This is a genomic window from Desulfosporosinus acidiphilus SJ4 (genome assembly GCF_000255115.2).
Taxonomy (GTDB): domain Bacteria; phylum Bacillota; class Desulfitobacteriia; order Desulfitobacteriales; family Desulfitobacteriaceae; genus Desulfosporosinus; species Desulfosporosinus acidiphilus.
The window spans coordinates 312,209-331,202 of record NC_018068.1; the positions used below are offsets into that span (position 1 = coordinate 312,209).

18 protein-coding genes are annotated in these 18,994 nt (G+C 42.8%); 11 read left to right on the plus strand and 7 right to left on the minus strand.

Annotated elements, in window-relative coordinates:
* Positions 1-78 precede the first annotated feature (78 nt).
* Genes DESACI_RS01520 through DESACI_RS01530 form a run of 3 tightly spaced genes read right to left on the minus strand, consistent with a single transcriptional unit; the run spans position 79 to position 2,858 of the window.
* A complete protein-coding gene (locus tag DESACI_RS01520; protein ID WP_014825394.1) occupies positions 79-1,590 on the minus strand; it encodes a sensor histidine kinase in 1,512 nt (503 codons plus the stop codon).
* Positions 1,580-2,257, minus strand: a complete 678-nt coding sequence (locus tag DESACI_RS01525) for a response regulator transcription factor (protein ID WP_014825395.1) — start codon at positions 2,255-2,257, stop codon at positions 1,580-1,582. The genes DESACI_RS01520 and DESACI_RS01525 overlap by 11 nt, the downstream gene beginning before the upstream one ends.
* A 40-nt stretch (positions 2,258-2,297) precedes the next feature.
* The gene (locus tag DESACI_RS01530) at positions 2,298-2,858 is read right to left on the minus strand and encodes a UBA domain-containing protein (RefSeq protein ID WP_014825396.1); all 561 of its coding nucleotides are present in this window, start codon (positions 2,856-2,858) and stop codon (positions 2,298-2,300) included.
* A gap of 361 nt (positions 2,859-3,219) precedes the next feature.
* Here DESACI_RS01530 and DESACI_RS01535 point away from each other — a divergent pair, with 361 nt between their 5' ends.
* Positions 3,220-4,047: a DUF1906 domain-containing protein gene (locus DESACI_RS01535; RefSeq protein ID WP_014825397.1), complete on the plus strand. Its 828-nt coding sequence runs from the start codon at positions 3,220-3,222 to the stop codon at positions 4,045-4,047.
* 670 nt (positions 4,048-4,717) lie between these two features.
* Here DESACI_RS01535 and DESACI_RS01540 read toward each other — a convergent pair.
* Positions 4,718-4,969, minus strand: coding sequence for a hypothetical protein (locus DESACI_RS01540; protein ID WP_014825398.1), 252 nt, complete (start codon positions 4,967-4,969; stop codon positions 4,718-4,720).
* A gap of 201 nt (positions 4,970-5,170) precedes the next feature.
* On the opposite strand from DESACI_RS01540, the gene DESACI_RS25340 reads away from it, so the two are divergent.
* Positions 5,171-5,296 (plus strand): hypothetical protein, encoded by a 126-nt coding sequence (locus tag DESACI_RS25340; protein WP_014825399.1) that lies wholly within the window; start codon positions 5,171-5,173, stop codon positions 5,294-5,296.
* Positions 5,297-5,565: 269 nt separating this feature from the next.
* Here the strand turns inward: DESACI_RS25340 and DESACI_RS01545 are convergent, their stop codons facing one another.
* A complete protein-coding gene (locus DESACI_RS01545) occupies positions 5,566-6,810 on the minus strand; it encodes an MFS transporter (RefSeq protein WP_014825401.1) in 1,245 nt (414 codons plus the stop codon).
* Positions 6,811-6,992: 182 nt separating this feature from the next.
* Here DESACI_RS01545 and DESACI_RS01550 point away from each other — a divergent pair, with 182 nt between their 5' ends.
* The 3 genes from DESACI_RS01550 to hepT all read left to right on the plus strand — a co-directional run bounded on the left by DESACI_RS01550 (position 6,993) and on the right by hepT (position 8,830).
* Positions 6,993-7,877, plus strand: a complete 885-nt coding sequence (locus DESACI_RS01550) for a LysR family transcriptional regulator (protein ID WP_014825402.1) — start codon at positions 6,993-6,995, stop codon at positions 7,875-7,877.
* 121 nt (positions 7,878-7,998) lie between these two features.
* Complete coding sequence (gene mntA, locus DESACI_RS01555) at positions 7,999-8,421, plus strand: type VII toxin-antitoxin system MntA family adenylyltransferase antitoxin (protein ID WP_014825403.1); 423 nt, start codon at positions 7,999-8,001, stop codon at positions 8,419-8,421.
* Complete coding sequence (gene hepT, locus DESACI_RS01560) at positions 8,411-8,830, plus strand: type VII toxin-antitoxin system HepT family RNase toxin (protein WP_014825404.1); 420 nt, start codon at positions 8,411-8,413, stop codon at positions 8,828-8,830. Before mntA ends, hepT begins: the two co-directional genes overlap by 11 nt.
* 177 nt (positions 8,831-9,007) lie before the next feature.
* Here hepT and DESACI_RS01565 read toward each other — a convergent pair whose 3' ends face one another.
* Entirely contained in the window at positions 9,008-10,309 is a 1,302-nt protein-coding gene (locus tag DESACI_RS01565; RefSeq protein WP_014825405.1) for a homocysteine S-methyltransferase family protein, read from the minus strand.
* Positions 10,310-10,564: 255 nt separating this feature from the next.
* Positions 10,565-10,870 carry a carboxymuconolactone decarboxylase family protein gene (locus DESACI_RS01570; protein WP_014825406.1) on the minus strand — a complete coding sequence of 102 codons (306 nt, stop codon included), beginning with the start codon at positions 10,868-10,870 and terminating at the stop codon, positions 10,565-10,567.
* A 371-nt stretch (positions 10,871-11,241) separates the two neighbouring features.
* Here DESACI_RS01570 and DESACI_RS01575 point away from each other — a divergent pair, with 371 nt between their 5' ends.
* The 6 genes from DESACI_RS01575 to DESACI_RS01600 all read left to right on the plus strand — a co-directional run bounded on the left by DESACI_RS01575 (position 11,242) and on the right by DESACI_RS01600 (position 18,927).
* Positions 11,242-11,790, plus strand: a complete 549-nt coding sequence (locus tag DESACI_RS01575; RefSeq protein ID WP_014825407.1) for a TetR/AcrR family transcriptional regulator — start codon at positions 11,242-11,244, stop codon at positions 11,788-11,790.
* A gap of 44 nt (positions 11,791-11,834) precedes the next feature.
* Positions 11,835-13,898 (plus strand): proton-conducting transporter transmembrane domain-containing protein, encoded by a 2,064-nt coding sequence (locus DESACI_RS01580; RefSeq protein WP_014825408.1) that lies wholly within the window; start codon positions 11,835-11,837, stop codon positions 13,896-13,898.
* 39 nt (positions 13,899-13,937) lie between these two features.
* On the plus strand, positions 13,938-14,894 hold the full coding sequence (locus tag DESACI_RS01585) for a respiratory chain complex I subunit 1 family protein (protein ID WP_014825409.1): 957 nt from the start codon (positions 13,938-13,940) through the stop codon (positions 14,892-14,894).
* The gene (locus tag DESACI_RS01590; protein ID WP_014825410.1) at positions 14,887-15,561 is read left to right on the plus strand and encodes a hydrogenase; all 675 of its coding nucleotides are present in this window, start codon (positions 14,887-14,889) and stop codon (positions 15,559-15,561) included. Before DESACI_RS01585 ends, DESACI_RS01590 begins: the two co-directional genes overlap by 8 nt.
* 9 nt (positions 15,562-15,570) lie before the next feature.
* Positions 15,571-17,043: a hydrogenase 4 subunit F gene (locus tag DESACI_RS01595; protein WP_014825411.1), complete on the plus strand. Its 1,473-nt coding sequence runs from the start codon at positions 15,571-15,573 to the stop codon at positions 17,041-17,043.
* A gap of 183 nt (positions 17,044-17,226) precedes the next feature.
* A complete protein-coding gene (locus DESACI_RS01600; protein WP_083845639.1) occupies positions 17,227-18,927 on the plus strand; it encodes a hydrogenase large subunit in 1,701 nt (566 codons plus the stop codon).
* The last annotated feature ends 67 nt before the right edge of the window (positions 18,928-18,994 follow it).

The following is an 18,994-nucleotide window of genomic DNA, read 5'->3' on the forward strand; positions in this document are numbered from 1 at the left end:
TTCCAGGGCGGAAAGTGTAACCTTCGGTTGTATCCTGCAAGAAGGGGCTAATACGTGCGAAGCGCCGGCTATGTTTCTTTACTTAACTTTTTGTGTGGTTTGATTTTCTTTGAGTGCAACCGGAAGGACAATGGAAATCCTGGTGCCTATGTCGAGTCTGCTTAACACTTCCATGTGTCCACCGTGGCGTTCGGTTATCCATTTAGCAATAGCTAACCCCAGCCCTGTTCCTCCTGTGGCCCGGGCACGGGATTCATCAGCCCTGAAGAAGCGGTCAAAGATTTTAGGAACTGCCTCAGGGGCGATGCCAATGCCCTCATCTTGGACGGTAAGCCGGGCCAAACCGTCTGCACTAGAAACTGAAAGCGTGATATGTTTACCCGTGGGAGTATATTTCATAGCATTATCAATTAGTATACGCATGGCTTGCTTGATAAGGCTTTTGTCAGCGTTAATAAATACCGCCGAAATTTTGGAACCATAATCGTGATTTTCGTCGATCATCCGAGTTTCCCGCAGTACTTCTTCCGCCAGAGCAGAGAGTTCAAAATGTTCTATCTGCAGAGCCATGGAGTTGTTGTCTCCTCGAGCCAAAAACAAAAGCTGTTCTACCAAGCTCTTCATATTCTCTGTTTCATCTTTGATGGCATCGATAGATTCCTGCAGCGTCTTTTCATCGTTTTTCCCCCATCGATCTAACAAATTGACATACCCTTGAATAACGGAAATCGGTGTCCTTAACTCATGGGAGGCATCGGATACAAAGCGTATTTGAGACCGATAGGAGGCGTTGATTCTGTCCAGCATTCCGTTGATGGCTGAAGCCAGGGTCTTTAATTCACTTTGCGTTTCGCCCACTGAGATTCTCGTGTCTAAACGAGTGGCATTGATATCGTCCAATTTACCGGCGAGTACTTCTAATTGTTCAGGAGAAAAAACACCTTCAGTACTTAAGCCTCGTGCTGTTTCAGCCAATTCCTGAATCGGGCGAAGAGTTGTGCGGATTATCCTGGCACCTGTAAAAATGCTGCGCAACAGCATTAAAAATTCCAGAACTAATACTATGGCTGATATGCCGATAAAGATCTGCAGGGTTTCTTGAGGATGGAAGGAAATTAGATAAGAACGATTGCCGGCATCGATGGTCACATTATAAGTAATTCCTAAAAACCGTCCTAATCCGTTTAATCCTTTAGAATTGGGCAAGCTGATGCTCCTTAGACCGGAAACAGTTTGCTTGGAGAAGTAGGTTCGCAGAGGTTCGGGTATTGGAATCCCTTTAGATTCTCCGGTTGGCAGATTTATACTGCAATCGTTGAGGGCGAGCCACTGCTCCGCCTCCGGAGCAGGCAAACCTGATTCGGTGAGGAGTTTAGCTGCTCCTGTCACAGTTTGTTCGGCTCGAATGATCCAGCCGGCAGTTGTCAGCAGGCATAAAAACAGATCAAGGATTAAAAGGAGTCCAAGCATACGGAAGAATAATTTTATGTTGAGTTTCCAGACAATAGAAAACCGTATTCTGGAACTTAGACTTTTAGAGTCAGAGGCATTTGACGAATTTGAGGATTTGTTTAGGGGATCACTTTTCATCCTTAATCACATATCCCACTCCCCTTACGGTATGTATCAATTTGATATCGAACACCTCGTCAATTTTACCGCGCAGAAAACGCACGTAGACATCGACGGCGTTGGTTTCGCCTGTGAAATCGAAGCCCCAGACATTTTCGATCATCGCTTCCCGCGAAACGACAATGCCTTTATTTTTAAGCAGATAGTGCAAAAGGTCAAATTCGCGTTTGGTCAGATCAATAGGTTTACCCATCATAGTAACCGTATGACGACCGGTGTCCAGCAATAGTCCGGAGGCAGACAACACTTCTGTATCTTCGGTCATTGTTTTCCTGAGGGCTGTACGGATTCTAGCCAGAAGCTCTTCAATGGCAAAGGGTTTGGTGATGTAATCACTCGCTCCGCTGTCAAGGCCGAAAACCTTATCCATGACGCTGTCCCGAGCAGTCAGAAGAATGACAGGAATTGAGGAGGTGCGTCGAATTCTCCGCAGCACTTCCATACCGCTTAACTTAGGCAGCATGACATCCAACAAAACGAGGTCAAACTCGCCGGATTCGGCGAGTTCAAGCCCTGTTCTGCCATCAAAAGCTTTAGTGGTTAGATACCCTTCGTAACCAAGTTCCAGCTCGATAAAGCGAGCAATTTTTTCTTCATCCTCTATAATCAATATTTTAGAACCCATGAGAAAGTCCCGCCATTTCCGCATTCATTTCCGCATTTTTTTAGTCGAAATCGATGGATTTTTTAAGATGTTCTGCTGCTTCCGCTGCACTTTTCATGACCTTATTCACAGTATCGCTGCCTAAATCGGATCCTTTGAAGCGATAACGCAGACCGAAGAAAAGCCCGATGATGATCAGCGGAATAGTAACCCAGAAGGCGAAGATTAACAGCAAGGCCAGAACCGTGACCGGAAAAGAGGCTTTAATTTCGTCGCCCTTAAGCACTTCAACGAAATTGGTATTGCCTTTGCGGATCATTTTAAAGCAAAATTCCCCGATTTTTTTCAGAACTGAGAAAAAGCCTTTGCCGCCGTGGCAATGATGATGATGATGGTGGTGCTTATCCCAATAATTGTCTTGAGTGTCTTCGGCATTGGGATCAATGGTCTTTTTGCTGCTGTAATAACCGTCTCCGGTAGGTGCAGTAATTTTTCCTTGCTTTTCGAGATAGATAATAGCTTCCAGTAAATCTCCATTGGCTGCATCGAGGGCGGCTTTGGCCTCTTCGTAGCTTATATTAGCCATGGTACATAGTTTTTCTACTTGCTCTAGGGTAGTCATTGGAAAATTCCTCCTTGTTTTCAGTTAGAATACTTTTTGGCAAAAACTTTTGGTGAAATGCCTTAGCGCTGCAACGACTATGTTTGTATTCTAACTTTAAAAACTTCAAGGACAATTTGACTTAAATTAAAATTAGATTAAAAAATAGAACTAAAATTAAAGAGGCTTAATGAGAGGAGTAAATCTATAGGAAAATCTCCTATTAAAATAGTATCAACAAAGTCCGCTTTGTCAACTTAGTCCATGAGTGACATATAGAATTACTTTTGCATATAGCCTATATAGAGGCAATGGTTTTTGTTTAAGATTAAGTTTTGCCTTTAGCCTATATTATTAAAGTTCAAAAAGAAAGGAAAGAAAAATGAATGGAATTGATTGTGTTGCAAGGTTAGATACGACAGGGGTGCAAAACTTAAAAAAATTAGGGAACTTAGCCATTGGGCGATACTTGGGTTATACACTAGGCTGGCCAAAATCGCTTACTCCTGATGAGGTTAAAGTAGTCCATGATGCCGGATTAGCGATCTTTCTTATTTGGGAGTCTAATCCGACCAGTGCCGGCTATTTTAGCTATGACAAGGGAGTTGCTGATGCTAAACAAGCCATTACTGAGGCCGGATTTCTCAATGTCCCCAGTGGAACAGCTATTTATTTTACCGTGGATTTCGATGCTCAAGCCGGAGATATGGCGGTTATTCAAGACTATTTCAGGGGTGTGCGGGACGGATTAAGCGGGCAATATCTTACGGGGATCTATGGGTCCTTTTCGGTGATGAAGACGATTCAGGCTGACAGGTATTTTCAAACCTATGCATGGTCTGCCGGTCAAGTAGCCCCAAACCACATTTATCAATATAATAATAATGTCTCTTTGGCAGGGATATTAGTGGATCAAGATTACGTCAATAACGATGCGGGTTTATGGAAAGGGAGTGCAGACATGGGATTAAACGTAGCGGTGTTATTGTATACGAAAGAAGATTTTTGGTCAGGTTACGATGTTGCTGTTAAGAACGGAAATTGTGCTTTATTCGTAAGACCGGATGATCACTCCGTTCCTAAGGATGCCATGAGTGCTGCACAGTTGATTGTTGTGGGAGGATCTACCACGGGGCACCCCAATGAAGTTCTCCTGTCGGGTACTGATAAATACGGTACCGCTGCGGCTGTGAAAAAATATTTAGGCTGAATAAGGTATAAAATAGGGTTTCTAATTTTTAGAAGGAAAAACTTTCTTTGCTTAATAGATATTTTACACAACCTTTATGGTGAGCTAACATTGATGACGTATTATAAGTTTAACAACACACGAGCTATCTTACCCCTCGTAAATGAGGGGGCTTTTTTTGAAATAATTTTCGATATCTCTTAAGTTTAACAAATTGTTTAATTAAAGTTCACAAAACTATAACAAAAGTGATTTATGATAAAGGTAATGAATCATTACGAGGTAATAATTCAACGGTTAGCCGCTAAGCGGTTGACATACTTACTTTTCTTCCGTCGTCCTTCCTTTACGCCCCTCCTAGTGAGGGGCATTTTTTTGCTCGTTTCTCTATTTAATGCTTAAGCGTAATATTATTTTTAAAATGTTAATGTCAGATTGTTTTATTATTATTAACGGTCTGACGTTTTTGCACTATCAGATCTCCGTGCCGCTGAGGGGCATCACTGATGGGAAAAATAGATGGAGCGAAAATTCGTATCCATCTTTGTAATAGATAGGTATTTATCTGCTAAAGCTAAAGCTGAAGGAAATCTATGCTGAGATTTGAGCGGGGAGGGTAACTGCCGTGAGTGTTATCGAAATTAATATTTTACTGTCTGAGGAGTAGTAGTGTAGAGCGGGTATAACCAGCTTAACTATTAAGCAATTTGGACTTCACCCAATTTAAAACGTTGTTGGATGTGTCACAGACCCCGGCAGATCCAAACCCAATCAACAAGCCTTGAAGAACAAGCTGCTCAAAATTGCCCTGCAGAAATAAAAAGCTGCTCATAAGCCCAAGTGGGATAGCAAGGAGATGTACTGTTTTTTGGTTCATCCCGAATTTCTCAAGGGTCTCAACAATACTGTAAATGATGACTATAAGCACGCCGATGTCTAGCATAATATCCTCACCTTATTATAAATATCTAGACTATCATATGCCTAAGAGGATCAATGTGTGGACTACCTATTAGAAAATTGAAATGAGTGGCAGCAAATAATTATAATTAGCGCAAATTATTCGAAAGCGGGATCACTAATGACCGGCTATAGTGCCATAACTATTGCTGAATTATTTAGCGAGTAAGGAGCTTCGTTAAGGATGGATTTACAGGAACTGAGGAAAATACCGCTCTTAAGAGCCCTGAACCTTTTTGATTTAAGGCCGAAGTTTGTTCGGAAAGCGGAAAAGATCAAGGAAAAAATTGATTCGCCGCTTCGTAAATAGCATTAATCCAGGGGATGCACCAAAAACTTGTTGGCCTCCTCATTGAATCCCTGCTTTAGCTTGCCTAATCATTAAATAAAGGCGTTATCACTCCGCTTTAGTGATAACGCCTTTGGCTATTTGAACCCACTTTCGTTTTTGAGTAAAGTTTTTCACAGTTCCTGTATTCAGAAAGTATAATAAACCTTCGATTGTATACTTTCCTCTAGTAAATTTTATATCCAATCGTGAGACCCCCACGTCTTGTAAGAGGGAGTGGTTCCCGTTCACTAGACATGAACCGTTTGCTTCCTGGGAGTAAGAGTTGTCTTAGGCTGAAGATTTTTGGAAGCTACGTGGTTCAGATAAAGAGAAAGCAGGAAGGCACAAGTCACAAAACCTAGAATCAAATTTATTACTCCACCCCAGCCTAATGTTTGCCAGAAGGTGCCGCCGACGGTTCCTCCGGTACTCGAACCGGCATAATAGAAGAAGAGATAGAGTGATGAGGCTTGGGCCTTGTCTTGAAGTGCTTGGCGACCAACCCAGCTGCTGGCAATAGAATGACTGCCGAAAAAGCCAAAGGTAAGAAGGGCAATTCCTAAGATCTTAATGAACAGAGATGATTGCAGTGTCAGATAAGCCCCTAAAGCCATTAAAAGTAAACCAATCCAGAGCATTTTGTTCCGACCGTGTATATCTGCTTGACGGCCCATCCAAGTGGAGCTGAAGGTGCCGACGATATACAAAACGAAAATGAAGCCGACGATTGTTTGACTCAAGGAATAGGGGGGAGCCATTAATTGAAAGCCAATATAGTTATAGAGTGTCACAAAACTTCCTAGAATAAAAAAGGCAATTCCATATAAGCAAAGAAGGCTGGGGTCTTTCAAATGATTGATCATCGATATTGTTAAGTTTTTAATTTCCAGCGGGCGGGGTTGAAAATGTTCTGAAGGAGGTAAGAGGTAGGCAAAGAGCAGACTTGCCAGAACACTTAAAACTCCAACGGTCCCGAGAGCGACCCGCCAATTGAAAAAATCCGTAAGAACTCCAATAATTATCCTGCCGCTCATGCCCCCAATGGAGACACCACTGACGTAGAGTCCCATGGCAACTCCTAAGTCCCTGCGTTCGATCTCTTCACTGAGATAAGCCATGGCCACCGCGGGCAGACCCGCCAGAGCAATCCCTTGAAGAACGCGAAATAGAAGAAGGACATGATAATTAGGAACAAAAGCAGTTGAAATCGCCAAAACTGAAGCAGAGACCTGCGAAAAAATCATCATCGGCTTACGTCCCTTAACTTCTGACAAGGAGCCTACGAACAGCATACTAATCGCCAAGGCCAGTGTTGTTAAAGAAAGGGATAAGCTCGCAACAGCCGGCGAGATATGAAATTGGTTGGAAAATACGGGCAACAAAGGCTGTGTACTATACATAATGGCAAAGGTATTAAAACCACCGAAAAACATAGCTATTGTTGTTTTGCGGAACTTTTTTGTTCCTTTTTGGATATAAGACGTTTCGTTCATGTGAGTTCACCCCAATAATTACTTCGGTTATATCGTACACCTTGACACCTTATAACGTCTAATTTATAATTTGCATAAAATCAATGCATGTATGTAATGGAATTTAGAGCGGTCACTTCAAACACAAGAAGAAGTAATGCAAAGGCAGGAGCAGAATAAGCAGACTAGGAGAGTTAACTCACATGGAATGGACTCAATTGCAGTATTTTCAGGCGGTTGCTGAACTGCAGCATTTTACAAAAGCCTCAGAGACCTTGGCTATTTCCCAACCGGCACTAAGCCGCTCCATTGCCAGGTTGGAAGAAGAATTGGGAGTTCCTTTATTCGAGCGGCAGGGGCGTACAGTTGTCCTCAATAGTTATGGCAAGATCTTTCTCAATCGGGTGAACCGTGCCATCCAGGAAATTACGCTAGGGCAGCAGGAAATCCAGAATTTGCTAGATCCCTTCAAGGGGAGTGTTTCTTTGGGATTTATTCATTCTCAAGGATCAAATCTTGTTCCTGACTTACTGGGGACATTTCGCAAGAACTTCCCGGAGATACAATTTATGCTTTATCAAAATGTAACCCATCAAGTTTTAGATCAATTAGAAGCAGGGGAGATTGATTTCTGCTTTTGTTCACAGCCTTTGGCTCGGGAAACTATTCATTGGATTAAGCTGTTTATCGAAGAGATTATTCTTATCGTTCCTCATGAACATCCCCTTGCCCGGCGCAGAACAGTCAAACTTGCTGACTTAGCGGAGGAGCCCTTCATTGCCTATAAAAAGGAATTATCCTTAGGCGAGATCATTGACCGGCTTTTTCAGGAAGCAGGGATTATGCCGAAGGTTACGTTTGAGGGTGAAGAAGTCGGAACCATCACGGGATTAGTAGCGGCCAAACTGGGGATAGCCCTTATTCCCAAGGTTAGAGTTCTGGAAATGAGCGGAATATCTCAAATCCATATCTCAGAGCCTAAATGTCAGCGGGTAATTGGAATGGCCTGGATTGAGGGACGTTACCTTTCTCCGGCAGCTAAAAGGTTCAAAGAATTTGTTGCGGAGCATTTTCATTTTGAAAAGTAGACAAACTTTCTTAATCTGAAATTTGAGATCCCTGAGATCAGGGACAAAGGATAGGGAAAAATTTACATATTCCTTCTCCGGGTGTATATAGCATGATATAATGGACTGGGAGGTGACGTCTATGCGAAAAGTGCCTGCGGAACTTCAATCCTGGGAGAGATTTTTCCGAACCCGAACTGAAATTGCAGCTGTTTATTTGTTCGGATCTTTTGGGACTGAATTTGAACAACCCCAGAGCGATATAGATTTGGGAGTTGTCTTTACTCATCCGGTAACTCTTTCTGAAGAACTAGAGCTTGATGGAGCCATAAGCCTTTCTGTTGGTCATGATCGCATTGATTTGGTAAATTTGAACCGTGCACCAATCGCTCTGCAGTTTCGTGCTCTTCAAGAGGGAGTACTTGTCTACGAAGGAGACTACGTAAAACACAGTGATTTTATTGAATATGTTTTAAAGACTTATCCGGACTATGCAGTTAAATATGCTATATTCGCCCGAGATTATGGGTTGTCTCTTAAGGAGGAATATAGTCATGGTGGATAAAGATATTTTGCAGCGAAAACTTACATTTATTGATCTTAAGCTACGTAATTTAGAAACTCTGAGACTGATGGAACGCCAGGAGTTTTTAGCAAATTTTCAATTCGTTGATGCGGCCAAGTATAACCTCCAAGTTTGTATTGAGGCTTTAATAGACATTTCTAATCATGTGGTTGCCAGAGAACGTTGGGGAATTCCAGGTACATCTGTTGACGTAGTTAAGTTATTAGTAAAGCATGGGGTACTCAATAAAGATAAAGAGCTCTCTCTTGTGCAGATGGTGAAATTCCGCAATCGTATCGTTCACTTGTATCAAGAGGTTGATGATAATGAAATTTACAGGATTCTTCAAGAAAACTTAGATGATATCAGAGGGTTTATACAGGGGGTAATGGCTACCTTTATTGAATAAACCTCTTCTAGGATTATTGAAGTAATCGTTTTATCGGATCAAAGTACTAATTCAAGAAATATAATTGAACTTACAACAGTACTTAAGGTAAATCGCCCCCCTTGGTAAGTTAGACAACTTCTCAAGGGGGGCAATTTACTCTTTAGCGGGTTAAAGGAAAATCGTATTAAATATTGATCATTGACCCAAAAAGGGATCGGAATCACCATTGACGATAAATGCACCATAGTGCTCTAATCGAGAAATTGAGAGCTTGGAATTTTCCGACACAACAACTCCGGCCCTGCCGGGATAATATCTTAGGAATTGTTCAATGATTTCTGGCGACTCAGCTTTAAGCACAACCGGTTTTCTAATCGTTAAGCCAAATTGACCCGCAAAATCGATAACATCAAAAAAGGTTTCTGCGATATTGCCAAAATCCAACAGTAAGTAATCAAAAGCATCGGTTCGGCACTCTCGGGCTAGGCTGGAAAAGTTCCCATCGATTAAAGAAGTCATAGCATCTTGTGACAGTCTTTTTACGGAGTGTTCCTGGTTGGGAGAAAGTACAAGATGGTTAAAGGCCGAGGCAAGAGTTGGTGTGGATTGCAAATGTATTTCTGGAATTTCAAGTCCTGTAAGCGCCTTCTTCAATTCACGAATAAATTCAGGACTGGTCCCGCAACATCCGCCAATCAACCGGACGCCGTTTTCCACGAATTCTTTAGTATAAGAACTAAATTGTTCCGGGGTTTGACGATAAATGATTTCCCCATTAAGGAGCTCAGGCATGCCGGCATTTGGTTTGACGCAAAGAGGAACGGAGGCAACGGTATACATTTTTTTGATAGGTTCGATCAAACTATCCGGACCGCCTGAACAATTTGCCCCCACCATTGCAGCGCCAAGGGACTGACAGGCGATAGCACAAGATTCCGGAGAATTACCGAAGGTTGTCCTGCCATTAGATTCAAAGGTTGCCGAAGCAATAATCGGAAGCTTTGTCGTTTCTTTGGCAGCTAAGACAGCGGCTCTTAATTCATTTAAATCGATAAAGGTCTCAAAGTTTACAAGATCGGCACCGGCTGCCTCGACAGCCTTTAGAGTTTCGTGAAAAACATCGTAGGCTTCTTCAAAGCTTAAATCACCGGAAGGTTCTAAAATTGTACCTGTAGGTCCCAAGGAAGCGGCAATCATGGTGTCTTCACCTGCTGCTTCACGCGCTAATTTCACACCTGCTGCCACAAGTTCGTATGTTTTGTCCCCGAGACCATGCTTGTCCAGGGTGATTTTGTTGCCGGGAAAAGTATTTGTCTGGATTATGTCTGAACCGGCTTGCCGGTATTCAACATAGAGATTTCTTACAATCTCCGGATGAGACAAATTCCAGGCTTCGGAAGCTTCATGTCCGCTTAGACCTTTTCTTTGCAGCATAACTCCTTTAGAGCCATCATATAATAAAACGTTTTGCTGAATTGAGCTTAGAAAGTCCTTCAAAGTTTTAAACCTCCCTTTTGGTCAAGATTATTATGCTCGGTTAATAAGCTCAATACTAAACTAAAGTTGCCTCTTTAAGCAACTAAGAATTTAAAATTATTTATGATTAACTAGGCAGCCGCCTGCGCCTGAGGCTTGGTGCCAGCTAAGTTTTCTTTAGTTCAAGCGTTGTTGCAGTCGAAACCCCCTAATACGGCAAGGTATTAGGGGGTCTTAGGATGGCGGAGTGTCATTGAAGCCAAAGGATAGTGAGATTTAGGAATCTTTCTTAGCAAAGGCGGCTGAGGATGTTGTCAATATAGAATTGCCAAAAGCGAAGTAGGCAATTCGCAGAGCCTCAGCAATTTCCGCATCGCTGGTACCTTGGGCCCTTAATTGATTGGCAATCGATGTCACTCCTTGACCGGCCCCGTGAGCGGCATCTAATGCGAGGGCAATCAACAGTTTAGTCTTTTGATCTAAAGCTCCCGGTGTCATGGCAGAGGCAAAAACCTTTTCGATGGCTTGAGCAAAGTCCGGATCATTGCTTTCTAAGAACTTTAAATACATAGGTAGTGACATAGATAGGCCTCCCCGTATAATTGATTTTTTAACTAGTTTATCACAAAACTATAGGGGGTCATAATAACGATCAGACAATTTTTCTATTCCCCGAAATCAAAGAAAGAATGTTGTGAGGGAGTGGGGGTAGAGTCCATCCTTCAGCGCGATAGCATTTGTTATTGGCTAGGCGCCTTCGGCGAAACTGTCCACAGGAAACTTTCGTCACCGAAGCCCCGAGGTTCCGCTTTAGCTGAACGAGTTTACTGTGTTGACATGAATTATGTATTAGCATAATTAATCGTCAATTTATTGACGGATTAGACACCGTGTACTATAATTCGCTTGGCTACCTAACGTTTGGTAGGCAATGAGTCAGGAGTGTTGCTGCAATGGAAACAAAGAAAAAACTTATGGATTCCGCCTTTAAATTGTTTGCTTATAAAGGGAACGGTTTTTCCCTTAGCGAAGTGGCAAGTGAAGTTGGAATACAAAAGGCCTCGATATATGCTCATTTTGCCAGTAAAGAAGAGCTGCTGTATGCGGTGATTGATCAAGAGATCAATCAATATTTTTTTGAAATTAATGAGCATTATAGAGATCTAAAAACTCTGTTTTCTATGACTTTGAATTATTATGACAAATCACAAGCTAAATTGTATTTTTGGAAAAGGCTGTTACTGTTTCCGCCAAAAGCTTTTACTCAAACGTTGATCGCCAAAATACACGTTTTATCTGAGGAACGATTCCAAATGGTCAAAGATATTATCTGTGCCTATATGAAGGAGGGGATTATTCGCAATCAAGATCCGGAAACGGTGGCTATTTCTTATATGGCCATGATTCATGGAATCTTATCAAGCATCATTATCTATCAAGCTGAAAATGTTACGATCCATTTTGAAGACATCTGGGAAAATTTTTGGAAGGGAATTTGCTAAAGTCCTAGAGGAAAATCTGCAAATTTTTGGAGGTCTAATTATTCATGGAGTTATTTCTGCGTAATTTGTTAGTGACGTCCATTTCACTTTATGTCTTGGGTGCTGCTTTGGCTATCGTTAATCTCTTCAGCAAACGACAAAAAAACGGCAGTGCGGGCAATATCATCAGCATGATCATTAATGGCATCTGTATTGTTGCTTCCGGTCTTGGAGCAGCCGCATCCCTTGCTAAAATTCTATTGTTAGCGAATTCACTTAAACTTCTTAGCATACCATCTGTCATCCCGTTTATGACTCTAGATATGAACCTCGACAACCTGTCGGCGTTCTTTGTCTTAGCCCTATCTGTCCTGGTATTCTGTGTATCCATATATTCTATCGGCTATCTTTCACAATACAAGGGGAAAAGAAATATAGGACTATTTAATTTCTTGTATACAACGTTTATTCTCTCGATGATTTGTGTCCTGACTTCAGCCAATACAGTATTCTTCTATATATCTTGGGAAGCCATGTCTTTGCTTTCCTACTTTTTGGTGGTTTTCGAGTCAGAGAAAGAGGAAAACACAAAAGCAGGAACCCTGTACATTGTCATGACCCACATAGCCACAGCACTGCTCCTCATTGGGTTTATTATCATATATAGTTATACAAAGTCCTTTGCTTTAAGTGCCAACACTTTGGCTGTTCCTGGGATGGCCAAAAATATTGTGTTTGTACTCTTCTTGATCGGTTTTGGAACGAAGGCCGGTATTATACCTCTGCACATTTGGCTGCCTCACGCCCACCCTGCGGCACCCAGCAATGTTTCGGCACTAATGTCGGGCATCATGATTAAGACAGCAATTTATGGACTGGTTCGTTTTGTACTTTGTTATCTGGGCATCCAGAATACCTGGTGGGGGATTGTGATCTTAATTCTTGGCATTCTGTCTGCTGTTCTCGGCGTTGCCTATACTTCGATGGAGCATAACATTAAGCGCCTTTTGGCCTTTTGCAGTGTGGAAAATATCGGGATTATCCTGATTGGCTTAGGTGTTTCTTTTATTGCCTTTGCCCTGCATCATCAAATTGTCGGCGGGTTAGCTCTGACGGCTGCTCTTTTGCATACCTTCAACCATACGTTATTTAAAGGCGGTCTGTTTCTCGGTGCAGGAGCTATTCAATACGCAACCCATACTAAAAATATTGAAGATTTAGGCGGCCTCATTAAAACAATGCCTCTTACGGCCTTGTTTGTTCTTTGTTTTTCTCTGGCAATATCGGCCATCGTTCCTTTTAATGGTTTTGTCAGTGAATGGCTTACCTATCAGTCCCTGTTTGCCACTATTCTACCTGAACATATCGGACTGAATTTCTTAGCTGTTTTAGCTGTCGCAGCACTTGCTCTGACAGGGGCTCTAGCTGCGGCTGCCTTTGTGAAACTTTTCGGCATATCTTTTTTAGGTTCGCCCAGAACTGAGCAAGCAGCCAAAGCCCAAGATGTTCCGGCAACGATGACGATAGGGATGGGGATACTCGCTGCCCTCTGCCTGGGCATTGGCCTTTTTCCTTTAACGATGATTAAGCTTTTGGACAAGGTCATTTTCAGTTTAGGCGGCGGTTCCATCTACGGTCAGCTGCGGGGAGGGTTTTTGCTGGCCTATTACCCCTTAACAATTTCAGTAAACAGCATATCCCCCTTTGTTTTTATCCTCGCTTTAGGTGCCATCATTCTGCTTGCACTGATCGTGATTAGAATTGTTGGCGGAAAATACAGCGAAGGTCGATATGGGACTTGGGATTGTGGTTTTGAGGCTTTGAATTCACGGATGCAATATAGTGCTACGGGCTTTTCTAAACCGATTATGATCGTCTTTAGGGCATTATTCAGACCGATTCGAAAAACTATAAGTGAAGGAGATTCGCAGTATCATCCGGAATCGATCATGTATTCCACGACGGTTACTTCAATTTTTGAAGATTACCTTTATGAGCCTCTATATCGGGCACTTCTCAAGTTTTCCAAGAGAACAAAGTTTAGAGTTCAGACCGGCAGCATTCATAACTATCTCTTCTATATTTTTGCGCTGGTCTTGTTGTTAATGCTATATAACCGTATTGCTTAAGAATTACGGTTCGCCGGGAAAGAGAGGGGAGATTGCGCAATGAACAGTATCGTTTACCTCTTGGTTCAATTATTGGTTATTCTACTAGCCGCGCCTTTCGTGAACGGAGTCATCAAAAAGGTTAAGGCTTTGAGCCAGAAAAGAAAAGGTGCTTCAGTTTTTCAGATGTATTTTGATTTGCACAAGCTTATTAAAAAGAAAGCTGTCGTCTCGGATGTATCTTCATGGGTTTTTAAAGTAACTCCCTATATTGTCTTTGCCACAGCTTTAGCCGCTGCTTTACTTGTTCCCGTATCGACGAAGATTCTGCCGCCTCAAATCCCGGGTGACTTCCTTATGCTTGTTTCCATCCTGGCTCTTGGCAGATTTTTCCTGATGATTGCGGCTTTAGACACGGCAAGTACGTTTGGCGGAATGGGGAGCAGCAGGGAGGCCCTGATTTCTTCGCTCTTTGAACCGTCTATCCTCGTTTCTATGTTTACCGTTGCCCTTATTTCCCAATCAACATCGCTGCCTCAGATCATGGAAACAGTGCAGACCGTTGGTATCCCCTTAGCCCATCCGGTGTATATCATGGTTGGCCTGGCCTTGTTAATTATCATCCTGGCGGAGACTTGCCGCATACCCGTTGATGATCCGGCAACCCATCTGGAATTAACCATGGTTCATGAGGCCATGATTCTGGAGTATTCCGGGAGACATTTGGCTTTGCTGGAATACGGTGCTGCGGTAAAGCAACTTGTTTTTATGACCTTGTTTGTGAACATTTTAATTCCTCAAGATCAGCTGATTGGTCTCATAGGTTTTGGCGGTCTGATCCTTTCGCTTCTTATTTATTTGCTAAAGGTCATTCTGCTGGCTTTGCTCTTGGGAATTATTGAGGTCAATACGGTAAAATTAAAGCTTTTCAGTATTCCTAATCTGGCGGCCTTATCGTTTATTCTTGCATTTTTAGGCGTTTTACAGTTTTTGATCCTGGGAGGTAAGCATGTCTAGTTTTGCAGTTAGTTCTAATCTTCTGGAAACCTTATCGGGCCTGATATTATTGTCTTCCTTTGTTCTAACGGCGAATAAAAGAATCAATTCCTATATTAAAACCTTCAGGATTCAGTCGTTCCTGATAGCACTGGCCGCCGGGATTATGGGGATCCAAAGTTTGCTGAGCGAGGGGCGTTGGGATTTTGTGGCAGTATGTTTGCTGATCTTTATCCTTAAAGTCTTATATATTCCCAACGCTTTGAGCAAAACTTACGCCAATGTCCGATACAAAGTTGAAAAAGACTTTATTTTAAATATTCCTATTCTAGTCTTGCTGTGCAGCGGACTTGTTGTGTTTACCTACTTCACTTTGACGGGGGTTGACGGGATAAGCCAAAATGCTCTTAACATACAGCTTGTCAACTCGGTCTCTGTGATTTGGATTGGTCTGTTGTTTATGATCAGCCGTAAAAAAGCCATCGGTCAGATCATAGGCTTTTTGGTCATTGAAAACGGTCTCTATATCACCGCTATGTTCTCAACTCAAGGCATGCCATTTATCGTTGACGTGGGGATATTTATTGACCTTCTTACGTTTGTGCTGATTATGGGTGTGATGACGTTTCGCATCAATGAAAAGTTCGATTCCATTGATACAGATCAACTGAATAACTTGAAAGGATAAGATACGAAGATGGGCATTTTACTCCTGACCGTCCCTGTCATTGCAGCCCTGTTGCTATTAATCATCAAGCAGAGCCGATTCCGGCATGCCATAAGCGTTGGAGCATCAAGTTTGCTGCTGATTTCGGCCTCAAGCTTGAATCGCGAAGTGCTGCTTCATGGCAGTGTCCAATACGCTTCCTTCGGCAGCTTCTTCTATGTTGATGCTTTAAGCATGATTGTTCTGGACATTGTCCTGATCATTAGTTTTATGGCGGCCATTGTTTCCATTGGCTATTTAGAGGAGGAAATTAAGCAAGGTAAGCTTAAAAAAGAAAGACTGGGCCTCTATTACAGTCTGATGTATACGTTTATTTTTACCATGGTGCTTGCTTTAACCGTGAAAAATATGGGTTTGATGTGGATTGCCATTGAGGCTACAACCTTGTCTTCAGCATTTCTGGTAGGGTTTTATAATGATAAACACGCTTTGGAAGCTGCCTGGAAGTATGTGATTCTCTGCTCGGTAGGAATTGCCATTGCCTTGCTTGGCATCATTTTGCTTCATCTCTCCTCAGCCGGTGTTTTAAACAGCAGCTCATTTTTAGATTGGACCGCTTTATATGCTAAGGCACCTTTCCTGCAAAGTTCTGTTTTGCGACTGGCCTTTATTTTTATTCTGGTTGGTTTTGGAACGAAGGCGGGTCTTGCTCCGATGCATAACTGGCTTCCTGATGCTCACAGCCAAGCCCCTTCCCCAATCAGTGCCATGCTCTCCGGGGTCCTGCTGAACACAGCCTTGTATGGAATTATTCGTGCGGCAGTTATTGTAAATCATAATCAGGGAGGCAGCAGCTTTACCGGAAGACTTCTCATGGGCATTGGAATTTTATCTATTGCCACTGCCGCCGTCTTCATTCTAACCCAAAAAGACTATAAAAGGCTCTTGGCCTACTCGAGTATTGAACACATGGGAATTATTGTTGTTGCCATGGGTCTATACTCTCCTCTGTCCGTCTTCGGAGGGCTCATGCATATGATCAACCACTCTCTGACCAAATCGATGTTGTTTTTCTCCTCGGGTAATATTATGCAAAAATATGAAACGAAACAGATTTCCAAGCTGAAGGGAGTCTTGAAAATAATGCCTGTAACGGGAACGGTCTTCCTGCTTGGTTTGTTTGCCATTGCCGGTACTCCGCCCTTCAGCGTCTTCGCCAGCGAGTTTAGTATTGTTGTTGCCCTATTTACTGGGCCCTATAAATGGGTTGGGGTAATCTTTGTTTTACTTTTGGCAGCCGTATTTGCCGGAATTGCCGTGACTTTACTGAAGATCTTTTACGGTGCACCAAGCGATCAGGACTTGAAGGCCGGTGAATTAAACCTTCCGGGGACCGTATGCCTGGTGATACTTTTAGTTGGGATTGCTATAAGCGGTCTTTATATGCCTGGAGATATAAAAGAACTTATTACGAGGGCGCAAGGTATCATTCTTGGAACATAAGCTTATGACAGTGAACTCGTTCAGCTAAAGCTCAACATCGGGGCTTCAGATGGGGACTGTACCCATCTGAAGTTTAACGAAGGACCATCCCTTACTTATAAAAGCGGGGGTTTTAAAAACTGGATAAACTCTCAAAAGAATAGCCGGTGGAATACAGAAATAGGAGGGGCACGAAGGGTGACGATGTTAAACTTAATAGAGAATCTTGAGGGGGAATTTTCTCTCAAGGTATTTTCAGGCCAAGAATTTTCAGAGACAGCCTTTCCGCCGAGAACGAAAAGTTCAACTAATAATTTCCGGGCCGCTTCGGAGCCCTATGAAGAAAATTTGAAAGATGCCGGTTCCAGCAATCGTGACGATAAGTCTGCACCGAAACCAGATAATACGTATTATCTGGAAGTGCCTCTTGAAAGGATCAAAGAGATTTGCAGCTATATTCAAGAAATCGGCTATCCACTCGTCTTAATGTTTGCTAATGACGAGCAAAATTTCCAAGCGGGTTATGCTGTTAATTATGTCTTTGCGGCTCGAGAAGAAGGAATGCTCCTGGTTATTAAAACGAAAGTAGACCCCGAAACCATGGAGATTCCCTCTATCAGCAATCAGGTTCACGCTGCTTCAGGTTATGAACGGGAAATTCAGGACTTGTTCGGAATTGTGCCGGTTGGGCATCCCGACGGTAAACGATTGGTATTTCATAGCAATTGGCCCCAAGGAGCTTATCCTCTGCGCAAGGATTTTGCTGTCGGGCAAAAACCCGCATTTGCTCAGGAAAAAATCCGTTTTCAAGAAGTAGAAGGTGAAGGGGTTTTTGAGATTCCTGTTGGCCCGGTTCACGCCGGGATTATCGAACCGGGGCACTTCCGGTTCAGTGTTGCGGGTGAACCGGTCATCAACCTTGAAGCACAATTGTATTTCGTTCATAAGGGAATTGAAAAATTGGCGGAAAGTCAAAGCATTGAAAAGTGCCTGTATATTGCCGAACGGGTCTCCGGGGATGAGACCTTTGCTAATTCCTTAGCCTATTGTCAAGCGATTGAAAAAATTGCAGAGATGAAAATTCCTGTCAGAGCAGCATATACCAGAGTTCTTTTTGCCGAACTGGAGAGACTCACCAGTCACTTAGGCGACCTTGGAGGAATTTGTCTCGACACAGGGTATGGTTTTGCCAACTTTCAGTTTCAAATGATGAGAGGCTGGGCTTATTTAATTGCCGATGAACTCTGTGGTATGCGTTTTTTACGAAGTGTCAATAAATTAGGCGGAGTCCGCAAGGACTTTGTCTCCGGTAAGGAAGCTAAGCAGATTGAACTGCTGTTGAAAATTCGTACCGAACTTGAAGACACCGTGAACATTATTAAATCGAACAGCATGTTTATCGATAGGGTAGAAAATACAGGTATCCTGGAGACAAAAATAGCGGTGGATTTGAATGCTGTAGGCCCGGGAGGGAGGGCGTCAGGAATTCGCTACGATGTTCGCAAAGCATTTCCTTATGCGGCTTATGCGAACCTGGAATTTAATGTTCCTGAGCACAACAATGGTGACATCAACTGCAGGATGAATACTAAAATTGAAGAGTGCTTTGAATCGATAAGCTTAATGATTCAGGTTCTTGAAGGGATGCCGGAGGGGAAGGTTTGCGAACCGATCGCGGAAGTTAAACCCTATCGCTTTGCCTTCGGCTTAACTGAAGCACCGCGGGGAGAAAATATTCACTGGTTAATGACAGGAGAGAATAATACTATTTACCGCTATAAAATCAGAACTCCTTCCTTCTGCAACTGGCCTGCTCTCTGCCATGCTGTTAAGGGAAATATCGTCCCGGATTTTCCCCTGATTAATAAGAGTTTTAACCTTTCCTATGCCGGAAACGATTTGTAGAGCGGTCTGCCTTTTGGATTCGTAAATTGGCATGGAAGCCGGAACCGTAGGGCAAACGGGGATAGCT